9 protein-coding genes are annotated in these 16,947 nt (G+C 64.7%); 3 read left to right on the top strand and 6 right to left on the bottom strand.

The window, feature by feature from the left end; all coding sequences use genetic code 11:
- Positions 1 to 195 precede the first annotated feature (195 nt).
- The gene (locus ACI3K3_RS12780) at positions 196 to 3,108 is read left to right on the top strand and encodes a TonB-dependent receptor (RefSeq protein WP_404914201.1); all 2,913 of its coding nucleotides are present in this window, start codon (positions 196 to 198) and stop codon (positions 3,106 to 3,108) included.
- Positions 3,109 to 3,182: 74 nt separating this feature from the next.
- Here the strand turns inward: ACI3K3_RS12780 and ACI3K3_RS12785 are convergent, their stop codons facing one another.
- Together ACI3K3_RS12785 and ACI3K3_RS12790 are read right to left on the bottom strand one after the other, a co-directional pair.
- Positions 3,183 to 4,148, bottom strand: a complete 966-nt coding sequence (locus ACI3K3_RS12785; RefSeq protein WP_404914203.1) for a glycoside hydrolase family 43 protein — start codon at positions 4,146 to 4,148, stop codon at positions 3,183 to 3,185.
- Complete coding sequence (locus tag ACI3K3_RS12790; RefSeq protein ID WP_404914205.1) at positions 4,145 to 5,152, bottom strand: family 43 glycosylhydrolase; 1,008 nt, start codon at positions 5,150 to 5,152, stop codon at positions 4,145 to 4,147. Before ACI3K3_RS12790 ends, ACI3K3_RS12785 begins: the two co-directional genes overlap by 4 nt.
- Positions 5,153 to 5,235: 83 nt before the next feature.
- Between ACI3K3_RS12790 and ACI3K3_RS12795 the strand changes: the two genes are divergently transcribed.
- Positions 5,236 to 6,231 (top strand): alpha/beta hydrolase, encoded by a 996-nt coding sequence (locus ACI3K3_RS12795; protein ID WP_404914207.1) that lies wholly within the window; start codon positions 5,236 to 5,238, stop codon positions 6,229 to 6,231.
- A 74-nt stretch (positions 6,232 to 6,305) separates the two neighbouring features.
- On the opposite strand, the gene ACI3K3_RS12800 is transcribed toward ACI3K3_RS12795, so the two are convergent.
- The 3 genes from ACI3K3_RS12800 to ACI3K3_RS12810 form a co-directional block, all read right to left on the bottom strand.
- Positions 6,306 to 6,986 (bottom strand): DUF6250 domain-containing protein, encoded by a 681-nt coding sequence (locus ACI3K3_RS12800; RefSeq protein WP_404914209.1) that lies wholly within the window; start codon positions 6,984 to 6,986, stop codon positions 6,306 to 6,308.
- Positions 6,983 to 9,757 carry a Tat pathway signal sequence domain protein gene (locus ACI3K3_RS12805; protein ID WP_404914211.1) on the bottom strand — a complete coding sequence of 925 codons (2,775 nt, stop codon included), beginning with the start codon at positions 9,755 to 9,757 and terminating at the stop codon, positions 6,983 to 6,985. The genes ACI3K3_RS12800 and ACI3K3_RS12805 overlap by 4 nt, the downstream gene beginning before the upstream one ends.
- 282 nt (positions 9,758 to 10,039) lie before the next feature.
- Entirely contained in the window at positions 10,040 to 12,007 is a 1,968-nt protein-coding gene (locus ACI3K3_RS12810) for a rhamnogalacturonan lyase (protein WP_404914223.1), read from the bottom strand.
- Between the two features lie 148 nt (positions 12,008 to 12,155).
- Between ACI3K3_RS12810 and ACI3K3_RS12815 the strand changes: the two genes are divergently transcribed.
- Positions 12,156 to 15,329 carry a TonB-dependent receptor gene (locus ACI3K3_RS12815; RefSeq protein WP_404914213.1) on the top strand — a complete coding sequence of 1,058 codons (3,174 nt, stop codon included), beginning with the start codon at positions 12,156 to 12,158 and terminating at the stop codon, positions 15,327 to 15,329.
- A 137-nt stretch (positions 15,330 to 15,466) separates the two neighbouring features.
- Here ACI3K3_RS12815 and ACI3K3_RS12820 read toward each other — a convergent pair.
- Positions 15,467 to 16,947: TonB-dependent receptor domain-containing protein (locus ACI3K3_RS12820; RefSeq protein ID WP_404914215.1), on the bottom strand; the 1,481-nt coding region annotated here is incomplete at its 5' end.

Raw genomic sequence — 16,947 nt, forward strand, 5'->3', positions numbered from 1 at the left:
CTGTCGCTCTATCCATCGCTCTCCAGCCGCTTCCCACCAGCAAATAAGGATGAGTCGTCAATTCATAGCGATTTTGACTGGAATTGAGCGAGAACGAGGTATATTGTAAAACTCAATCCCACATAGTGGGCTAATGTTCGGACAAGAACAGAAACTGGGAGTGAGGAAATGGGAAGGGCTTTCTCTAAATCCGTCATGCAGAGCCGCGCTTCGGTGCCGGCGCTGATCGCGGCATGTCTTTTCGCGATGCCGCAGATGGCCGCCGCGCAGGACAGTGCGGCCGATAGTACGCCCAGCCCTTCCGAAATCATCGTCACCGGCTTCCGCGCCTCGCTCGACGCGGCGCTGGCTGACAAGCGCGTCGAAACCGCCGCGATCGACACCATCAAGGCCGAGGATCTCGGCAAGTTTCCCGATTCCAACCTCGCTGAATCGATGCAGCGCATTCCCGGCGTCGCACTCCAACGCGGAGACGGCGGCGAAGGCAAGAACATCTCGGTTCGCGGCCTGGGCGCGGACTTCACGCGCGTGCGCATCAACGGCATGGAGGCCGCCGCGCAGACTGGCGGATCGGACATCTACGGGGCGGGCAACAACGGCCGCAGCTTCGATTTCAACGTCTTCCCGACCGAGATCTTCTCGGCCCTGACCGTGCGCAAGACGCCTTCCGCCGATATCGAGGAAGGCTCGCTCGGCGCGACGGTGGACCTCAGCGCCCCCAAGCCGATGGACCAGAAAAAGGACTTCGTGTTCTCCGCCACCGGGCGCGGCGTGTGGAACGAACTGTCCAAGAAGGTCGATCCGCGGGCCTCGGCGCTGGTTTCCAAGCAGTTCGGAGACAGCGGCTTCGGCATCCTCGGTTCGCTGGCTTACCAGCGCCGCCACACGCGCGAGGTCGGCTATTCGGCGGTGGACATCCTGTCGGCCAACCAGAACGGCATGTTCTGCTCTCCCCTGGGCTTCGCGCCGCAGAACCCGGCAAACAGTGCCACGAACGGCACCACTGCCACCAACTGCTCCACCGGCAATCCCCGCACGGGCACGACTGCCGCCTACCAGACCGTTTACGATGCCCGCCGCGACGATCTGCCCAACACGCCCGGCAGCGGTGCCTTCTTCCCCCGCATTCCGCGCTACATCAATTCCGCGCAGACGCAGGAACGCATCGGCGGCACCCTGACGCTGCAATACAAGCCCGACGAAGACACCGACATTTCGCTCGACCTGCTCTATTCGCGCTTCAACGTGACGCGTGACGACAACTACATCCAGGCGATCTCGTTCGGCCGCTCCGGGTCGAACCAGGGCTATCCGATGATGTCGCTGAAGGATGTCCAGCTTTCCGATCTCGGTTCGGTGGAGTATGCGCTGCTGGACGGCGTGGACGTGCGTTCGGAAGGCCTGCATTCGAAGTATTCGACCACGTTCAAGCAGGCGAACTTCAATTTCATGCGTCGGTTCAACGACCGCCTGACGGTTGATGCCAAAGTCGGCCTCAACAAGTCGGTGTGGAAAGACAAGATCCGCATGCAGTACTTCATGGATGCGCTGGATACCGACAACTTCTCCATCGACTATACCGGCGGCGGCCGCACCCCGGTGCTGGGCTTCGGCTTCGATGTGTCCGATCCCAGCAACTTCCTCTACGGCCCCACGCCGGGTGCGGGTATCGTCACCGGTGGTTTCAGCCTCCAGGGCAAGCCGGCCAGCAACACCACAAAGGGCGTGCTGGGAGAGATGAACGCGCATTACGAGTTCTCCGACGCCTTCAAGCTGCACTTCGGCGGCCAGTTCCGTTCGAGCGACTTCCAGCAGCGCTTCACCACCTACTACACCGCCGACACCCTGGTGCAGGCCCTGCCGGCGGGAACCTCGCTGGCCAGCCTGACGAAGCAGATCAGCGGAGTGGACAGCCTGTGGGGCAACGGCGCGCCCGCAAGCTGGGCGAGCCTGGACTGGCAGAAGCTGGCCGATACCTACAACCTCTTCGACGCCCGCACCTGCACCGGCTGCGGAGAGACCAATCCCGGCGTGAAGGAGCAGCAGAGCAGCGCCTTCGTGATGGGCACGTTCGACTTCTCCGACGCGGTAGGCTTCGGCCTGCGCGGCGACGTGGGCGTGCGCTACATCCACACCTGGCAGCGCTCATCGGGCTTCATCAACTTGTCCGATCCCACCTCGCCTACCGGCCTCAGCGGCCAGTACCGGGCGATCACGCGCAGCTATGACGACTGGCTGCCGTCCGCCAACATCGTGGTAGAGCCGGTGCAGAACCTGCTGCTGCGCTTCTCGGCTGCCAAAGTGCTCTCGCGCCCGGCGCTTACCCAGCTGGTGCCCACGGTGGGCATCAACGCCACGACGCGCTCCGGCTCGCTGGGCAACCCGCTGCTCGAACCGATCCGCGCCAATACATTCGACGCGGCGGTGGAATGGTACTTCCGCCCCGGCTCGCTGCTTTCGGCCGCGTTCTTCTACAAGGACATCAAGACGTACGTGCAGAGCGTGAACTCGCTGGTACCGTTCAGCTCGCTGGGGCTCCCCAACGAACTGCTGATCGGCAGCAACACGACGCCGGACGAACTGTTCAACATCGCCACCCCCACCAACACGCCGGGCGGTCCGCTCAAGGGTATCGAGCTGAACGCGCAGATCCCGTTCAGCTTCGCCTCGGGCTTCATCAGCCACTTCGGGGTGCTGGCGAACTACACGCACGTCATGTCGAAGATCAATTACTGCCTCTCCAGCGCGGGCGGCGTCTGCACGGTCACCACGCGTGACGACCTGGTGGGACTGTCGAAGGACACCGCTTCCGGCACGCTCTACTGGGAGAACGACAAGTTCTCGATCCGCGGCACCATCAACTATCGCGGGCCGTTCATCCGCGGCATCCCCGCATCGCCGGGCAGCGACCTGGTGGGCAACCACGCCACGACCTTCGTCGACGCTTCGGCATCCTACAATATCTCCGACTCGATCAAGCTGATCGTCGAGGGCACCAACCTCACCGACGAGCAGAACAGCCTCTTCACCGACAGCCAGCGGCAGGACACGCTGTTCCAGACCCGTGTCGGCCGCACGATCTCGGCGGGCGTCAACGTGAAGTTCTGATCTTGAAGAATACGGCGGGGCCCTCCCACGCCGGAACTATCGGCTCCCGGATCCTCCATCCGGGAGCCGCTTTTTCAGGTGTCCAGAGCGGCGAGCAACTTGCGGTCGATGCGCACCAGCGAGCCGTGCCGCGCGCCTTGCGGCATGACCAGGCGGTCGCCGACATCCTGCCAGTTCACCATGTCGCGCGTGGATTTCGCGCCCCATCTGCCGTCTCGGTAGATGTCGTAGTAGCAGATGAGGTCGGCGCCGATCCGGGTGGTCATCGGGCCTTCCACCCACGAGGGTGTGAAAACCTCGCCCAGCGGCGCGAACGGTCCCAGCGGGCTGCGGGCGGAGGCGGCGCGCAGCCATTTGCGCGGCGGATCGAGCGTTTCGTCCTTCACCACCAGCCAGAGGCCGCCGTTCGGGGCCTCAGCGAAAGTGCCGTCGATCACGCTGAAGCCGGGATCGTAGAGCACTTGCGGCGCGGCGAAGCTCTCGAAATCGGCGGTAGTGGTGTACCAGAGGCGGTGGTTGTAGCCGCTTTCGGACGTACCGGCCGTCTCGGTGAAGCGGCCCGTCACCGTGCTCGACCAGAAGATCACGGTGCGGCGCGTGGCGGGATCGTAGATCGCCTCGGGCGCCCAGCAGTTGCGGGTGCGGGGAACAGAGGCCATGACCGGGATCGCGCGCTGGGGTGTCCAGTTCACGAAGTCGCGGGTGGTGGCATGACCGATCGTCACGCCCTCCCAGGCCGTGGTCCAGATGCAGTGCCACGGTGCATCCGCTCCCTCTCCGCGCCAGAGGAAGGGGTCGCGCAGCAGCTTCTTCTCGCCCACTTGCGGCACCAGGAAGGGCTTGCCACCGACAAGCGGGCGGAAGGCGAAACCGTCTTCGCTGACGGCCAGCTTCAAGCCGTCCGCCTCACCTTTACCGGTGCTGAAATAGGCGAGCAGCAGCGGGCCTTCCGGCTCGCTCGGGGCGATGCGCGTGGTCGCGCAGCCGGCCAGCGCCGTGGCGCCGAGGCAGAGCATGCGGCGGTCGAGCGGGAAACTCATCGCCGCGCCTCCTTCGGCGGGGTAAGCCGCACGCGCGTGGGACTGTCGCGGTCCACGGTGATCACGCCGTCCTTCTCCTTCAGTTCCGCGATCTGGAGCACGCTGCGGCGGTTCCAGTCCGGGTTCGCCTTTGCCTCGTCCTCGCCGCCCTGATGCACGAAATAGACGATATAGGCCCGGCCGCCGGAGACGATCACGTCGGGATGCTGCCCTTTAGCGCGGTCGGTCGGTGCCTTTCCGGGCGTGGCGAGGATGTGGCCGGGCTGGGTCGTCCAGTGCTCGCCCCCAAGGTCGTCGACGTCCGAGCGCATGACCAGCAGGCCTTTCCAGGCATCGGAAACCAGCCACCAGCGGCCCTTCCACCTGAATGCCTTGGGGCCTTCGCCGGGCGTGGTGGTGAGGCGGTCCTTCACGTTCCAGTGGATCAGGTCGGTGCTGTCCGCCGTGCGGATCGCCTTGCCCATGCGCTCGTCGTTGAAGAACAGGCGATAGCCGCCCTTGGGCAGCGCGATGACGCTGGCGTCGATCACCCGGTCGGAGCCAAGATCGAGCTTCTCGCCGCAAGTCCAGGACTTGAGGTCGTTACTGGTGAGGTGGACGATGAAGCGCGGCGCGTTCCAGTCGCGGAACACGCCGGGCACCACCGTCAGCCACATGTGCCACTGGCCGTCGAAGCGCTCGATATCCGGCGCCCAGAGCGTTTCGCCGGTGCAGCTTGCGGGGAGCGTCGCGGTGCCGCCGTAGCGCCAGTTAACGCCGTCCTTCGATCTTGCGGTGCCGATCGCGGTGCCGTGGACCCAGCGCACGTCCTTTTCGTCCTCCATCGGCAGGTCGGCGCGGCGGCCCGTGTAGAACATCACCCATTCGCGGGTGGCGGGATCGTAGACCGTGCTGGGATCGGCGGCGCCGTCATGCACCGGATCGCGGAACAGCGGCTTGGGGGCGACGTCGGCGGCGGCGGAAGCGGTGGCGGCCGCCAGCAGGAGCAGCGGGGCGCCGATCATGCGGCGCGTCCGGAGCGGGCAAAAGTTCGAATGATTTTCAGCATGTTCCGCTTCATAAAGAGACCTTCCGGGGAGAGTGCAAGATGTCGAGTGATCGCCGTAAATTTCTGGGTTCGTTGAGCGCTCTGGCTGCTGCCCCCCTCTTGCCTGGCCGGGCGCTGGCCGCGGCGGGCGCAAGCGGGGTAGCTGCGAGCGAACGCTTCCCGATCTGGCCGGGCTCGCCGCCGGGGCTCCCCCAGGGAGGGGTGACCGAGGAGCGCGTGCTGCGCAGCAGCAAGGGCAATCCGGACGATTTCGCCTGGCCGCATGTGGCGGTGCCGATGTTGACGGTCTGCCCGGCGGCGAAGCCCTCCGGCGCGGCCGTGTTGACCTTCCCCGGCGGCGGTTATGCCCGCGTGGCCATGGGAACCAGGCCCTCCGCTACCTCGCGCTGGTTCGCAGGCCAGGGGGTGACCGCGTTCGAACTGCTCTACCGCCTGCCGCATGACGGCTGGACCGCCGGTGCCGACACGCCCTTGCAGGACGCCCAGCGCGCCATGCGCGTGATCCGCGCCAATGCCGCGAAGTGGGGCGTCGATCCGGCCAATGTGGCGACCATCGGCTTCTCCGCCGGCGGGCATCTGTGCGGCAGCATCGCCACGCGCTTCGCGGCGAAAGTCTACGAGCCGGTCGACGCCGCCGATCCGCAGGACGCGCGGCCCTTGGTAGCAGGCATGTTCTTTCCGGTCGTCGCGATGGTACCGCCGCTCGCTCATGCGCAGTCGCGCCGCGAATTGCTGGGGCCGAATCCTGACGCGGACCTGTCGCGGCGGTACTCGGTGAACCTCGACGTGCCCGCCGCTACGCCGCCGATCCTGCTCGCCCATGCGGCGGACGATGCGGTGGTCGATTGCGGGAACAGCCTTGCCATGTTCGAGGGGTGCCGGGCGGCGAAGATACCGGCCGAGCTTCATGTGATCGAAAAGGGTGGGCACGGCGCGCCGCTTTTCGAACCGGACGGCCGCGCCGGGCTGTGGCTGACGCGCTTCGCCCGCTTCGCGGCGCGGCATGGTCTGCGGATTCCCTCCGACGGGGCGTGAGCGCTGAAAAGAGCGGCGAGCGGGTTTCAGATGGATTGGGGAGGGCGCGAGGGGAGGAGCCATCTTGCGGCTCCTCAGTGCCCTGGCTCAAGAGAAACGATCCGGAAGTTGCGGATGCGCAAGTGGCTCTTGGTCGTGCGCAGTGCGAACCAGCCTCGGCTGTAGGGCGCGGTGTCGTTCATGGTGAAAAGCCGCTTGCGGCCGAAGTCCACGGTGATCCGTCCACCCTCGGCCGCCACGCGCATCGCGGTCCAGCGGTTCGGCACCAGCATGGCCGCAGGGTCTGCGCGGTCGTGCTCGGGCAGGAGCGGGCGATTGCCCGGTTCTCCCAGATAGCGGCGCATCCGGGTGGTGGTGTTGCGATTGCCGCCGATGCCCACGTAATAGGTTCTGAGCGTGTCGTAATCGGCGAAGGCACCGCTGCGGGGATGGGCAAGCGGTGACCCTGTCGGCGCGGCGGGATCGGTGGCCATCCATAAGGCGTTGACGTCGCTCACCGCGTCGTTCGGTCCGCCTTCCGAAACCGCCATGACCTCGTACTCGATGGCGACAGGGCCGGTCAGTTCCCCGGTCCACCAGATCGAGATGCCTTTCGGCGCATCGATATCCATCACCCCGTCCTGCGCCGTGACGCGGGAGGGCGCCTCGGCCTCGACGCGCCACCGCGACAGGCCATGACGAAAGTCGTCGGTTTGCGGGTTCGCCGCCGCCGCCGAGAGCAGCACCATCAGCAAAGGGGCGGCGAGCCGCCTCATTCCAGCAGGTTCCCGATCAGCGTGAGATTCACCGTCGCGGCGATGCCCCATTGCGCCGCGTCGTTGGTGGAGACTTCGCTGATCTCGTCCACCGGCTTGAGCACGGCGGATCCTGCCACCTTGTGCGAGCCGCGCGACTGGTCGCGGCCCTCGCGATCGCCCGCGCCGAAGAATTCGCCCCAGGCGCGCTTGATGAGGTCCGGCTTGCCGAGTTGCACCGCGGCATAGGCAGTGTAGCGGGAATGGGCCTGCGTCAGCGCGCGGCCCTTGCCCGATGCGCCGGTGCGGGCGCGGAACTCCGCCTCGGGCGCGTTGTAGAGTTCGCAGTAATCCAGCCAGACCTTGCGGAATTCCGGCTCGTTGAGCAGTTCAAGCAGCTCGGCGGTAATTTCGAACACGCCGAATACGCCGTTGAGATGGCTCATGTTGACCTGGTCGTTGGCGCTTACGAAGCGGCCGCTGGCAAGATCGAAGGCGCCGCCACCCGCAAACCAACCCTTGGGCAGGGCCGCGATGGAGCGCATTCCGGCGATGATGCGATCGCGCCAGCGGGTGTCTTGCGTGCGTTCCCACTCGGTCAGCCAGGCACCCAGCATGGAACCCCACACGGTTCCGAACTGCATGAACACCTGACCTTCCGGCAGCGGCTGTTCGGCCACCACCGCGCCGGTTCCGGCAGGCGGCTTGCTGGCGTCGGCGCGGTGCATCACCTTGCGGCCGATATCGACCGTCTTCAGCGCCTGGTCGCTGTCCACCAGCGCGCGCATCAGGTCTCCGCAGCGCTCGTCGGTGGTGAGGTAGAAGTAGAAGCGGCGATAGGCGGCGTTGGACACGCGCTGCTGCTTCGAACTATCGGCCCAGTGCTGCACGCCGTGGCGGGTGCCGAGCCCCTTGAACCGGCCCGAATGATAGACGTCCACCTCGCCGGTGTGGCGCGTCATCGCCTCTGCCAGACGGAACACATCGGCCCGGCCGCTGCGCAGGAAGCCGTACCACAGCCACATGTCGGTCGAGAGTTCGCTGTTGTCCCAGGCGAAGCCGCCGATGTCGTAGCGCCAGACGTGCCGGTCGTTGTCATAGCTGTGCATGACATCGCCGTAGTTCCAGAACCCGTACCAGCGCCGCTGTTCTACCTGTCCGATGTAGAAGTCCAGTTCCTGCTTCGCCCGCTGTTCGATCTTGCCGCGCAGAGGCCCGCCCGCCGCGATCGGGCTCCACGGGCCGAACAGGCCCGCGGTATGAACCCTGGCGACATTGGCGACCATCCGTGGCGGCGTGGCCAGGCCCTGGCCCATCTCGGCAAGCCGTTCGCGAGGGGGCGTGGCGGGAAGCGCCCAGATGCGGAATTCGGTGGTGCGGGCAATGCCGGAGGAATCGCCCCAGCCCGGTTCGTAGTCCTCGTAAGTGACGTCGAGGCCGAGGTTCTGCGCCTCGTAGCGCTCCATGCCCATGACATCGTGGTAGAAGCGCAGGTCCATCGCCGGGGCATCGGGGGCGTGATACCAGATCGTGAACCGCGCGGTATCGCTGGCGGCATTGGCGATGTCGAGGCCGACCGGGCAGCGTTGCCAGAAATCGTGCATGCCGAACGCCACGCCGCCCGATGGTCCGCCGATATAGCCGAGGCCCGGCGCGCGCCCGGCCGTATCGACGTCGATCCAGCCGCAGCCCGGCTTGGTGCGCTTGACGATGGAAAAGCCGTCCGAATTGGGCTGGCGAAGGCGGAAATCGCCCCATGCGGGGACGTATTCGATGTTCTGGCGCACGGCCGCGCCCATCTGATCGAGGGGAGGCGTCGCCTGCCCCGCCACTTGCGCATCGCGGAACGCCTTGCCCGGATCGCGGCGCAGGCCCGTCAGCGGACGAACGGCTTCACCCCACAATCCGCCACCTTCTCCCGCGAAGCGGACATGGCGATCATGCAGCTTGTCGCGCATCGGCACTGCGCCTTCGAGGCCCAGGCCGCGGATGAAGCGCTTGGCCGGATCGCCGTCGAAGATCATCGAATGGACAAGGCGCACGCTGTCCGAACCGGCATGGAAGTAGAGGCGGACGGAGAAGGGCATCCAGTCGCCTTCGGTACCGCGATGGCGACCGTCGAGCTTGATCACGGCGCGGATCGGGCCGCTCTGTTCGATGGTGGCGCCTTCGATCGTGCCGGTCCAGCGGGCGAGGGCGGGGGCGCCGTCCTCGTCATCGGGGCGGTCCTGCGCGCTAGCGAGCAGGCGTACCGATTGCAGCACTTCGGCAGAGCCGACACGGGCGGAGCGGATCAGCGCCTCGCCGGACTTGCCCACGGTCCACACGGTCCGTCCCACGGTAACGGTGATGGTGTCGCCCGCTTCGCGCAGGAACAGCGTCTGCGCTGGCTTGGCGCTGCCGGGCACGACACGCAATCCGCCCGCGCGGCCGCCGTTCGCAGCGGTTGCATGGCCGGTCCACTTGATCGAGCCGTCCGGCCACCAGGCCATCGGCCATGTCTGCACCGCCTCGCGCGTGCTGTTCGCGCCTTCGAGAACGTAGCCGCGCTTGTCGTATCGCGTCCCGCGCGGCCAGGGCTGGCCCCAGGACTGGCCCTCATGCGCGGAAGGCGCGGCGCCATCGAGCCAGATCACGTCGTCTCCCGCGGCGATGCCGGAACCCAGCGGTTCATTGGCCGCAAGCGGCGCTGCCTGCGCGCGCCCTGCCGCCAGCGCCATCGAACCTGCGACAGCGGTAGTGGCCAGGCTTTGGGCCAGCATCTCGCGGCGGCTCCAGACCAGCTTGCTCATTCATTCTCCCTTGGGTGCGGCATTTCGAGAACGCCTTATGTGGGATGATATTTCATCATGTGGATCGAACCGTCAACCGATAGATCAATCGGTAGATACGTGGCGTCGGCATCCAAGTGTTCGTCATCCTGAACTCGTTTCAGGATCCATTTTGCCGAAAGCACCGCCGCTGATGGTCAGGAATAGATCCTGAGCCAAAGGCCAGCGCAGCTAAACAAGTTCAGGATGACGAAGTTTAGGATGACGGGGCGCGCGGTTATTGGCCAACGAGCGCCTGCGTCCTCAGCGCTGCCCCTTCGGCCCAGCGCCCAAATAGAACCCGGTATGCGGCGGCTGGTTGTAGGCGGTATTCTGCCACGCGACGCCAAGGCGATAGACCGGATCCTGCATCAGCGTGACGAACCGGTGCGTCGTGTTGAATGGCGTGGTGTAGATGCGCAGTTCGCGGTTGTCGGCGCGGCGCCAGATCACTTCCTCGCGCCAGTCGCCGATGAGGTCGGCCTGGAGCACGGGGTTGCTCTTGGTGCCGTTGTTCGAGGCCAGCCCCTCGGGCGCAAGCAGAGTGTCGGACGTGCCGTTTTCCCAGTTCCACTTGGAGATCGTCGTGCCATCCAGCAGCTCGCGCAGCAGGTCGCCGTCCCACCAGATCGCGAAGTTCATCTGGCGCGGGCGGCGATATTTGTCGGGGCCGATGGGCTGGCCCTTGGTGTCGTAGAGGCGCTCGGAGTTGGACCCCCAGAACTCGGCGCCGTAGTGGCGCGGATCGATGTCGGCGGCCAGGCCGCGCCCGGTGTCCTGATCGGCGGGCGTGGTCCACAACACTTCGCCGCTGCGCGCATCGAGCAGGGCTGAGCCAAGGCCGCCGTTGCGGCGGATATCCTCGAAAACGCCGAACTTTTCGAGGCCAGGGCGCGCTGGATCGAGATCGCTGACATGCATGGTGTCGCCGTGAAACAGCGGTTTGGTCCAGAGGCCCTTGCCGCCGTCATCGACCGCCATCGAGCCGTAGATCACCTCGTCACGCCCGTCGCCGTCCACGTCCGCCACCGAGAGCTGGTGGTTGCCGCGCCCGGAATAGTCCGCGTTTCCGGGTGAAGAACTGTCGAACAGCCAGCGCTGGGTCAGTTTGCCGCCGCGCCAGTCCCAGGCGGCGAGCGCGGTGCGGGCATAGTAACCGCGCCCGAAGACCATGCTCGGCAAGTGACCGTCGAGATAGGCTACCCCCGCGAGGTAGCGGTCCGAGCGGTTGGCGTAGCCGTCGCCCCAGGATGCCGCGAGTTGCTCGGGCGTGGGATTGCCGCCCGGAAAACGCGGAGGATCGTAGGGCGCGGTGGCGAGCGCCTTGCCGGTCAGCCCCTCGAACACGGTGAGATATTCCGGCCCCCTGACGATGCGACCCTGCATCGGCGCCACTTTAGTACCGTCCGCCAGCACTTTCGCGCCGGTGCGGTCCTGCTGCGGCACTTCGCCGCCGCTGCTGCGCCAGTCGGCCTTCGCGTCGCCGATGACCTTGCCGATGCCATCCACGGTGCCGTCGCCGGTCTTCATCGCCACTTCGGCGCGCCCGTCTCCGTCGAAGTCGAAGACCAGGAACTGCGTGTAATGCGCTCCGGCGCGGATGTTGCGGCCCAGGTCGATGCGCCAGAGGCGTGTCCCGTCGAGGCGATAGGCATCCACGAAGACGCTGCCGGTATAGCCGGTGTGGGCGTTGTCGTGACTATTGGTGGGATCCCATTTGAGAACGATCTCATACTGTCCGTCACCGTCGACATCGCCAATGCTGGCATCGTTTGCAGTATAGGCATAGGCTTCACCTGCCGGAGTCACGCCATCGGCAGGCGGCACGAGCGGGATCGAGAGATAGCCCTTGTCCCACATCATGGCACTTTGCGGACCGACGCGATCGCCGACGCGATCGCCGACGCGCTGCACGGCATAGGTGCTGGCGGGGGTTCCCGATGTGTCGACGAAAGCCGTCGCCGCGCCCTGCCTGGTGATGGTCAGCGGCTTTCCATCGCGGAACACGCGGAAGCGCGCATTCTTCGGATCGTCCGCCAGAAGCCGCCAAGTCACCAGAATCCCGCCGTCTTTCGCCGGAAGCGCCACGGCGCCGCGATTCAGCCGCTCCGGTGCCGCGCGTTGCGGCGCGCCAGTGGCCGCGACAGCGGCCGCGACGCAGGTCGATGAAACCAGCCCCCACATGAGCGGCAGCATAAGGGTACATGCGCGAATTCCGGCCGCCATTTGCATCATCCTCCGGTTTTGGAACCACAGTGGTCCAAATTATGCCATTGCATCCCACATATCGGTTCAATAAGTGTCCGTCTAGAAACTGATTCGATCGGCGACCGGAAAACCGGACAGGCAAGTATCGACGGGACTGAAAGAGGGGACGGATATGCGAAAGCATGGCAATGAAAATAATCGATTTTCGTCGGCATCGTCAGTTGGGCGCCATACCCTGAAAGGGGTTTCCGGGCTGGCGCTGGCGGGTGCTCTTGCCACATCCCTCCCTGCATATGCTCAGACTAATCCCGAAGCGGAGCCGGAATCCGCGCAGGAAGAAAAGCAGCCGCGCATAGACGACAAGACCGCCGAAAAGGTCATCACCACCGCCAGCGACATCGTCGTCGTCGGCACCCGCGCCTCGCTGCAATCGGCCATCAACCGCAAGAAGCAGGCCAATACCGTCGTCGATTCCATCGTTGCAGACGATATCGCCAGCTTCCCCGACAAGAATATCGGCGATTCACTGGCGCGCATTACCGGCGTGCAGCTCAGCCGTGACTTCGGCGAGGGTGTGCAGGTCTCCATTCGCGGCGTCGAGCCAGACCTCAACCGCGTCGAGATCAACGGCGTCAGCCAGGTCAGCGCACTGGGCGAGCGTGCGGGCGACTTCCGCGAACTGGCGACGGAACTGGTCAAGTCGATCGACGTCTACAAGGGCTATGCCGTGGACCTGACCGAGGGCGGCATCGGCGGCACCGTGCGCGTCGAAACGCGAAAGCCGCTCGATCTGCTGAAGCCGATCCTTTCCGCCACCGTTTCCGGCCAGCATCTCGACACCACCGAAACCTGGCGTCCGCGCGTGTCGTTCTTTGCGGGAACGCCGAAGTTCCTGATCGACGGCCTCGGCGTCCTGTTCAACGCCACCTACAGCGACGTGAACACGCGCCAGGACTATATCAGCAATACCAATTGGCGCCGGATCGCCGACTTCGATCATTCGACTGAAAAGACCGTCGAAGATCCGCTCTATTCCAACTACAACAGCTATGAAAGTTGCGCGGGTGTGGGTGGGCCTACCACGGCAAGGGCAACCGCCAATCGTCTGGCCTGCGAAACTCAGTTCTTCGACTGGGCGCCGCTGACACCGCGTTATCGCCATCTGGAGCGCAACGACAAGCGCATTTCGGGCGATCTCACGCTGCAATACCAGGTCGCGCCGAACTTCCGCGCTTACGCCAACGTGCAGGTCAACAAGCGCAACCAGAACCTTCAGGACGTCAACTACTCCGTCGATCTCAACACGATTCAGCGCTTCAACCTGGATCCGCAACTGGCTGCGGGCGCCGGTGGCGGCACCTCGCGCCAGCAGGTGGCGCTGGGAACGTCCACGGTGAATGAAAATCATGTCGTCACCGGCGTGACGACGGCGCTCAATGCCGTGAATATCGGTACGGCGGCCAATCCGAACTGGAGCGGCGCCGCGAACATCGTGGGCGTGCAGCGGCGGGACTTCAGCTACGATCAGGAATCGAAGTACTTCTCGGGCGGGTTCCGCTGGGATCTGGACCGCCTGCAGATCGACTTCATGGGATCGCACGCGAAGGGTAATACCAAGTCCGAAACCAACCTGATCTCGCTGGGCACCAGCGTTTCGGGTATCGTGGTGGACCGCAACAATTCCCAAGGCATTCCGGCCTTCCAGTTCCCTTCGAACTTCGATCCCGCCGATCCTTCCGTCTACGCGGACTTCACGCGGACTGGCGCTAACGGCCAGGTGCTTCCGGTCTATGGCCCTGCCTTGCAGTATCGCCCGGCCGAATACAACAACACCGAAGATCAGCTGAAGTTCGATGCCGATCTTGAGATCGATCATCCGATCGTCAGCAAGTTCCAGTTCGGTGCCCAGGCGCGCCGCCAGAAGTTCCTGAACTACCTGGGCGGTGGATCGATGCTGATCGATCCCGCGACGATGACCTATCAGTCGAGCGCCAACGTTTCCTACACGACGACGATCCAGAACAATCCGGCGGTCCCGCGCAACGGCAACACCTGGTACATCACACCCGCGCAATACAGCTCGCTGATCTCCTCGCTCGGCGGCGTCACCGGCGGCGCGCCGCTCTACACCGGTCTCAAGAACGCACCGGCGGGCATTCCCAGCCGTCTGGCGTTCCCGAACTTCGACTCCGAAGTGCTTTCGCAGATCTACGACTTGTCCGGCTTCGATCACGATCTCGTGCGCTTCGCCGATGGCTTGCCGCAGATTCCCAGTGCCAAGATCACCGAGCAGATCCTGTCGGGCTACGCGATGCTGGACATCGATACCGAAGTCCTGGGTATGCGGTTGACTGGTAACGCCGGTTTGCGCGTGACCCATACCAAGGACACCGGCCTCGGCACCAACATCAGCCGGGTGACGCGCTTCAACGCAACCGGCGGTACCGAAACTGTGGTCATTGCCGCGCAGCAATTGTCGCTGTCGAACAGCTACACGGACTTCCTGCCGGCGTTCAACGCGAACCTCGAACTTCAGCCCAACCTCTATCTGCGCGCGAACTTCGCGAAAAACCTCGCGCGCCCGAGGCCGCTGGACCTGGTGCCGAACATCAACTGCGTGGATGACCAGACGATTTCCGGAACCGACGACATCTGTACGGCGGGCAATCCGGCACTGAAGCCCTATCGCGCCGACCAGTGGGAACTCAATCTGGCCTGGTATCCCAATGCCGATACCATGCTCAGCCTTGGCTACTACAAAAAATACGAATCGAGCTTCGTGATCCGCGACGTCGTCAACAACGGTGTGGACCTGTTCCAGGACGGGGTCACCTACACCGTTCGCCAGCCGGTGAACGGGCAGGGCGCGCTGCTGGACGGCATCGAGGCGAGCGCGCAGACGGTGTTCACGTTCCTGCCCCAGCCGTTCGACGGCTTCGGCGCTTCGGGCAACTTCACTTATGCCCGCGCCATCCGCACCAACCTGACCAATGCTGCCACGAACCAGCCGCTGAAAGAATATCCCGGCCTGTCGTCCTACACCTACAATGCCAGCGTTTTCTACGACAAGGACTGGCTGAACTTCCGCCTTAGCTACAACTATCGCTCGAAGTGGCTGGTGACGCCGCTGGATGCGAACAACGGCAACAACCCGGTCTACCGCAAGGGCGAGGGCTACCTCGACGGCAAGATCACGCTGCGGTTCCCGAAGTACCACTTCGACGTCTTCTTCGAGATGCAGAACATCACCAAGGAATATTCCAAGAGCTACATCAACAGCGATATGCCGATCGAGCTCTATTATCCGGGCCAGCGCATCTTCGTAGGGATGCAGGCCAAGCTCTGATCACAGGAAAGGGGAGAGCGGGAACTCTCCCCTTCACCCGGCCGCTTCATCGCCATGGACCCGGCGAGGGGCGGCAGGGCACGGACCCGGACGGATGCGGCGCCCTCCAAGGCCGCATCCGTCCGGATCATTTGCATTTAGAACGCCGTGCGCAAACCGAAGACCACGTTCCGTCCGCGCAGCGGCGAGGCGTCCTTCACGAAGGAGGCGTGATTGAGCGCGAACGAATTCGTCAGGTTGGAGCCTCTCGCGAAGAGTTCGGCCCAGCGATCGGTGCCGAGGTCGAGCTTGTACGACAGCGTCAGGTTCAGCATGTCATAGCCCGGCGTTTCGCTCTCGAAGTCGGCGATGCGGTCCTGCCGGAAGGTGCGATAGTACTCCGCCTGCGCCGAGAACGGACCGGTCGCCGCGTCGATGCGGGTGCCGAGGCGGCCCGGCGGGATACGGGGCAGGTTTCCGAGATCGTTCTTCAGCTTGGCCAGCACATAGTCACCGAACACCGCGACGCCCAGTTCGGGCATGACCTGGTGGCGCACTTCACCGTCCACACCCGTAAAGGTGGCATCCGCCGCCACGTAATGGATCAGGCGGAAGTCCTCGTAACGGTCCAGGGTCTGGCCGAAGATGTAGTTGTCCACCTTCTGGTGATAGGCACCGACCGTGAACGTGGTGGGCCCGCTGGTCTTGCGGAAGGTCAGGTTGATGGACTTGCCCGTTTCAAGCCGGTTTTCGGTAGAGGCCATGCCTTCGAACGTGCGGCCCGTCACCATGCCGATCTCGTAGGTGTTCGACGCGAAGTGTGGGCCGAATGCGTAGAGTTCCTGGACGTTCGGCGCGCGCTGGGAGCGGGCGAGCGACAGTGCCAGCGAATAGCCGTCCGCCACCTTCCACAGGGCCGAGGCCGAGATGGAGAAGGGATCGTGCGAGGTGGCGGGCATGAAGGCGGCAAGCGAGGTCTGCGGCCGGATGCGCTGCCATTCCTGCCGAACCGCCGCTTCGATGCGGACCGGGCCGAAGTCGCGGCTTTCGTGCAGGAACAGGGCTGTGTTGTCGATGTCGAACGGGGTGTACCTGGTCTCGCCGTTCTCGATGAAAGATTGGATGCCGCTGAAGGTGCTGTCCCAGTGCTGGACGCCGAACACGCCCCTGAAGCCCGCCAGCGGCTTGTGGGTCAGTTCGAACCGCAAGTCGAAAGCCTTGTTGCGATAGGTAGTGGCGATCTCGTCGTGCTCGATCTCGTCATGGCGATAGCTGGTGTGCGCCATGCGGAAGCGCACGCGTTCGAAGCCGGGCAGGGGGTCGCGATAATCGCTGCGGATGTCGAAACGCTCGCTGCGGAGCTTCACGAACAGGCTTTCGTCCTCGTGCTCATGGTCATGGTCGTGATCATGGTCATGATCGTCGTCGTCATGGTCATGCGATCCGCAGTGGAGGCTGGGGCCGTGCGTATGGCAATCCTCGTATTCGTGGCTGTGGCCGGGCAGGCCGTACTTGCTGCGCACGCGGGTATAGGCAAAGCCCAGGTATCCGTCCGGTCCTACCCAGGAGCCGCCGGCGCTGAAGGTGGAGCTTTCGCTCCACGATCCGGGCACGCGGCTTTCCCCGAAGGCGCCGGGCA

The organism is Novosphingobium sp. ZW T3_23 (assembly GCF_044987305.1).
Classification (GTDB): domain Bacteria; phylum Pseudomonadota; class Alphaproteobacteria; order Sphingomonadales; family Sphingomonadaceae; genus Novosphingobium.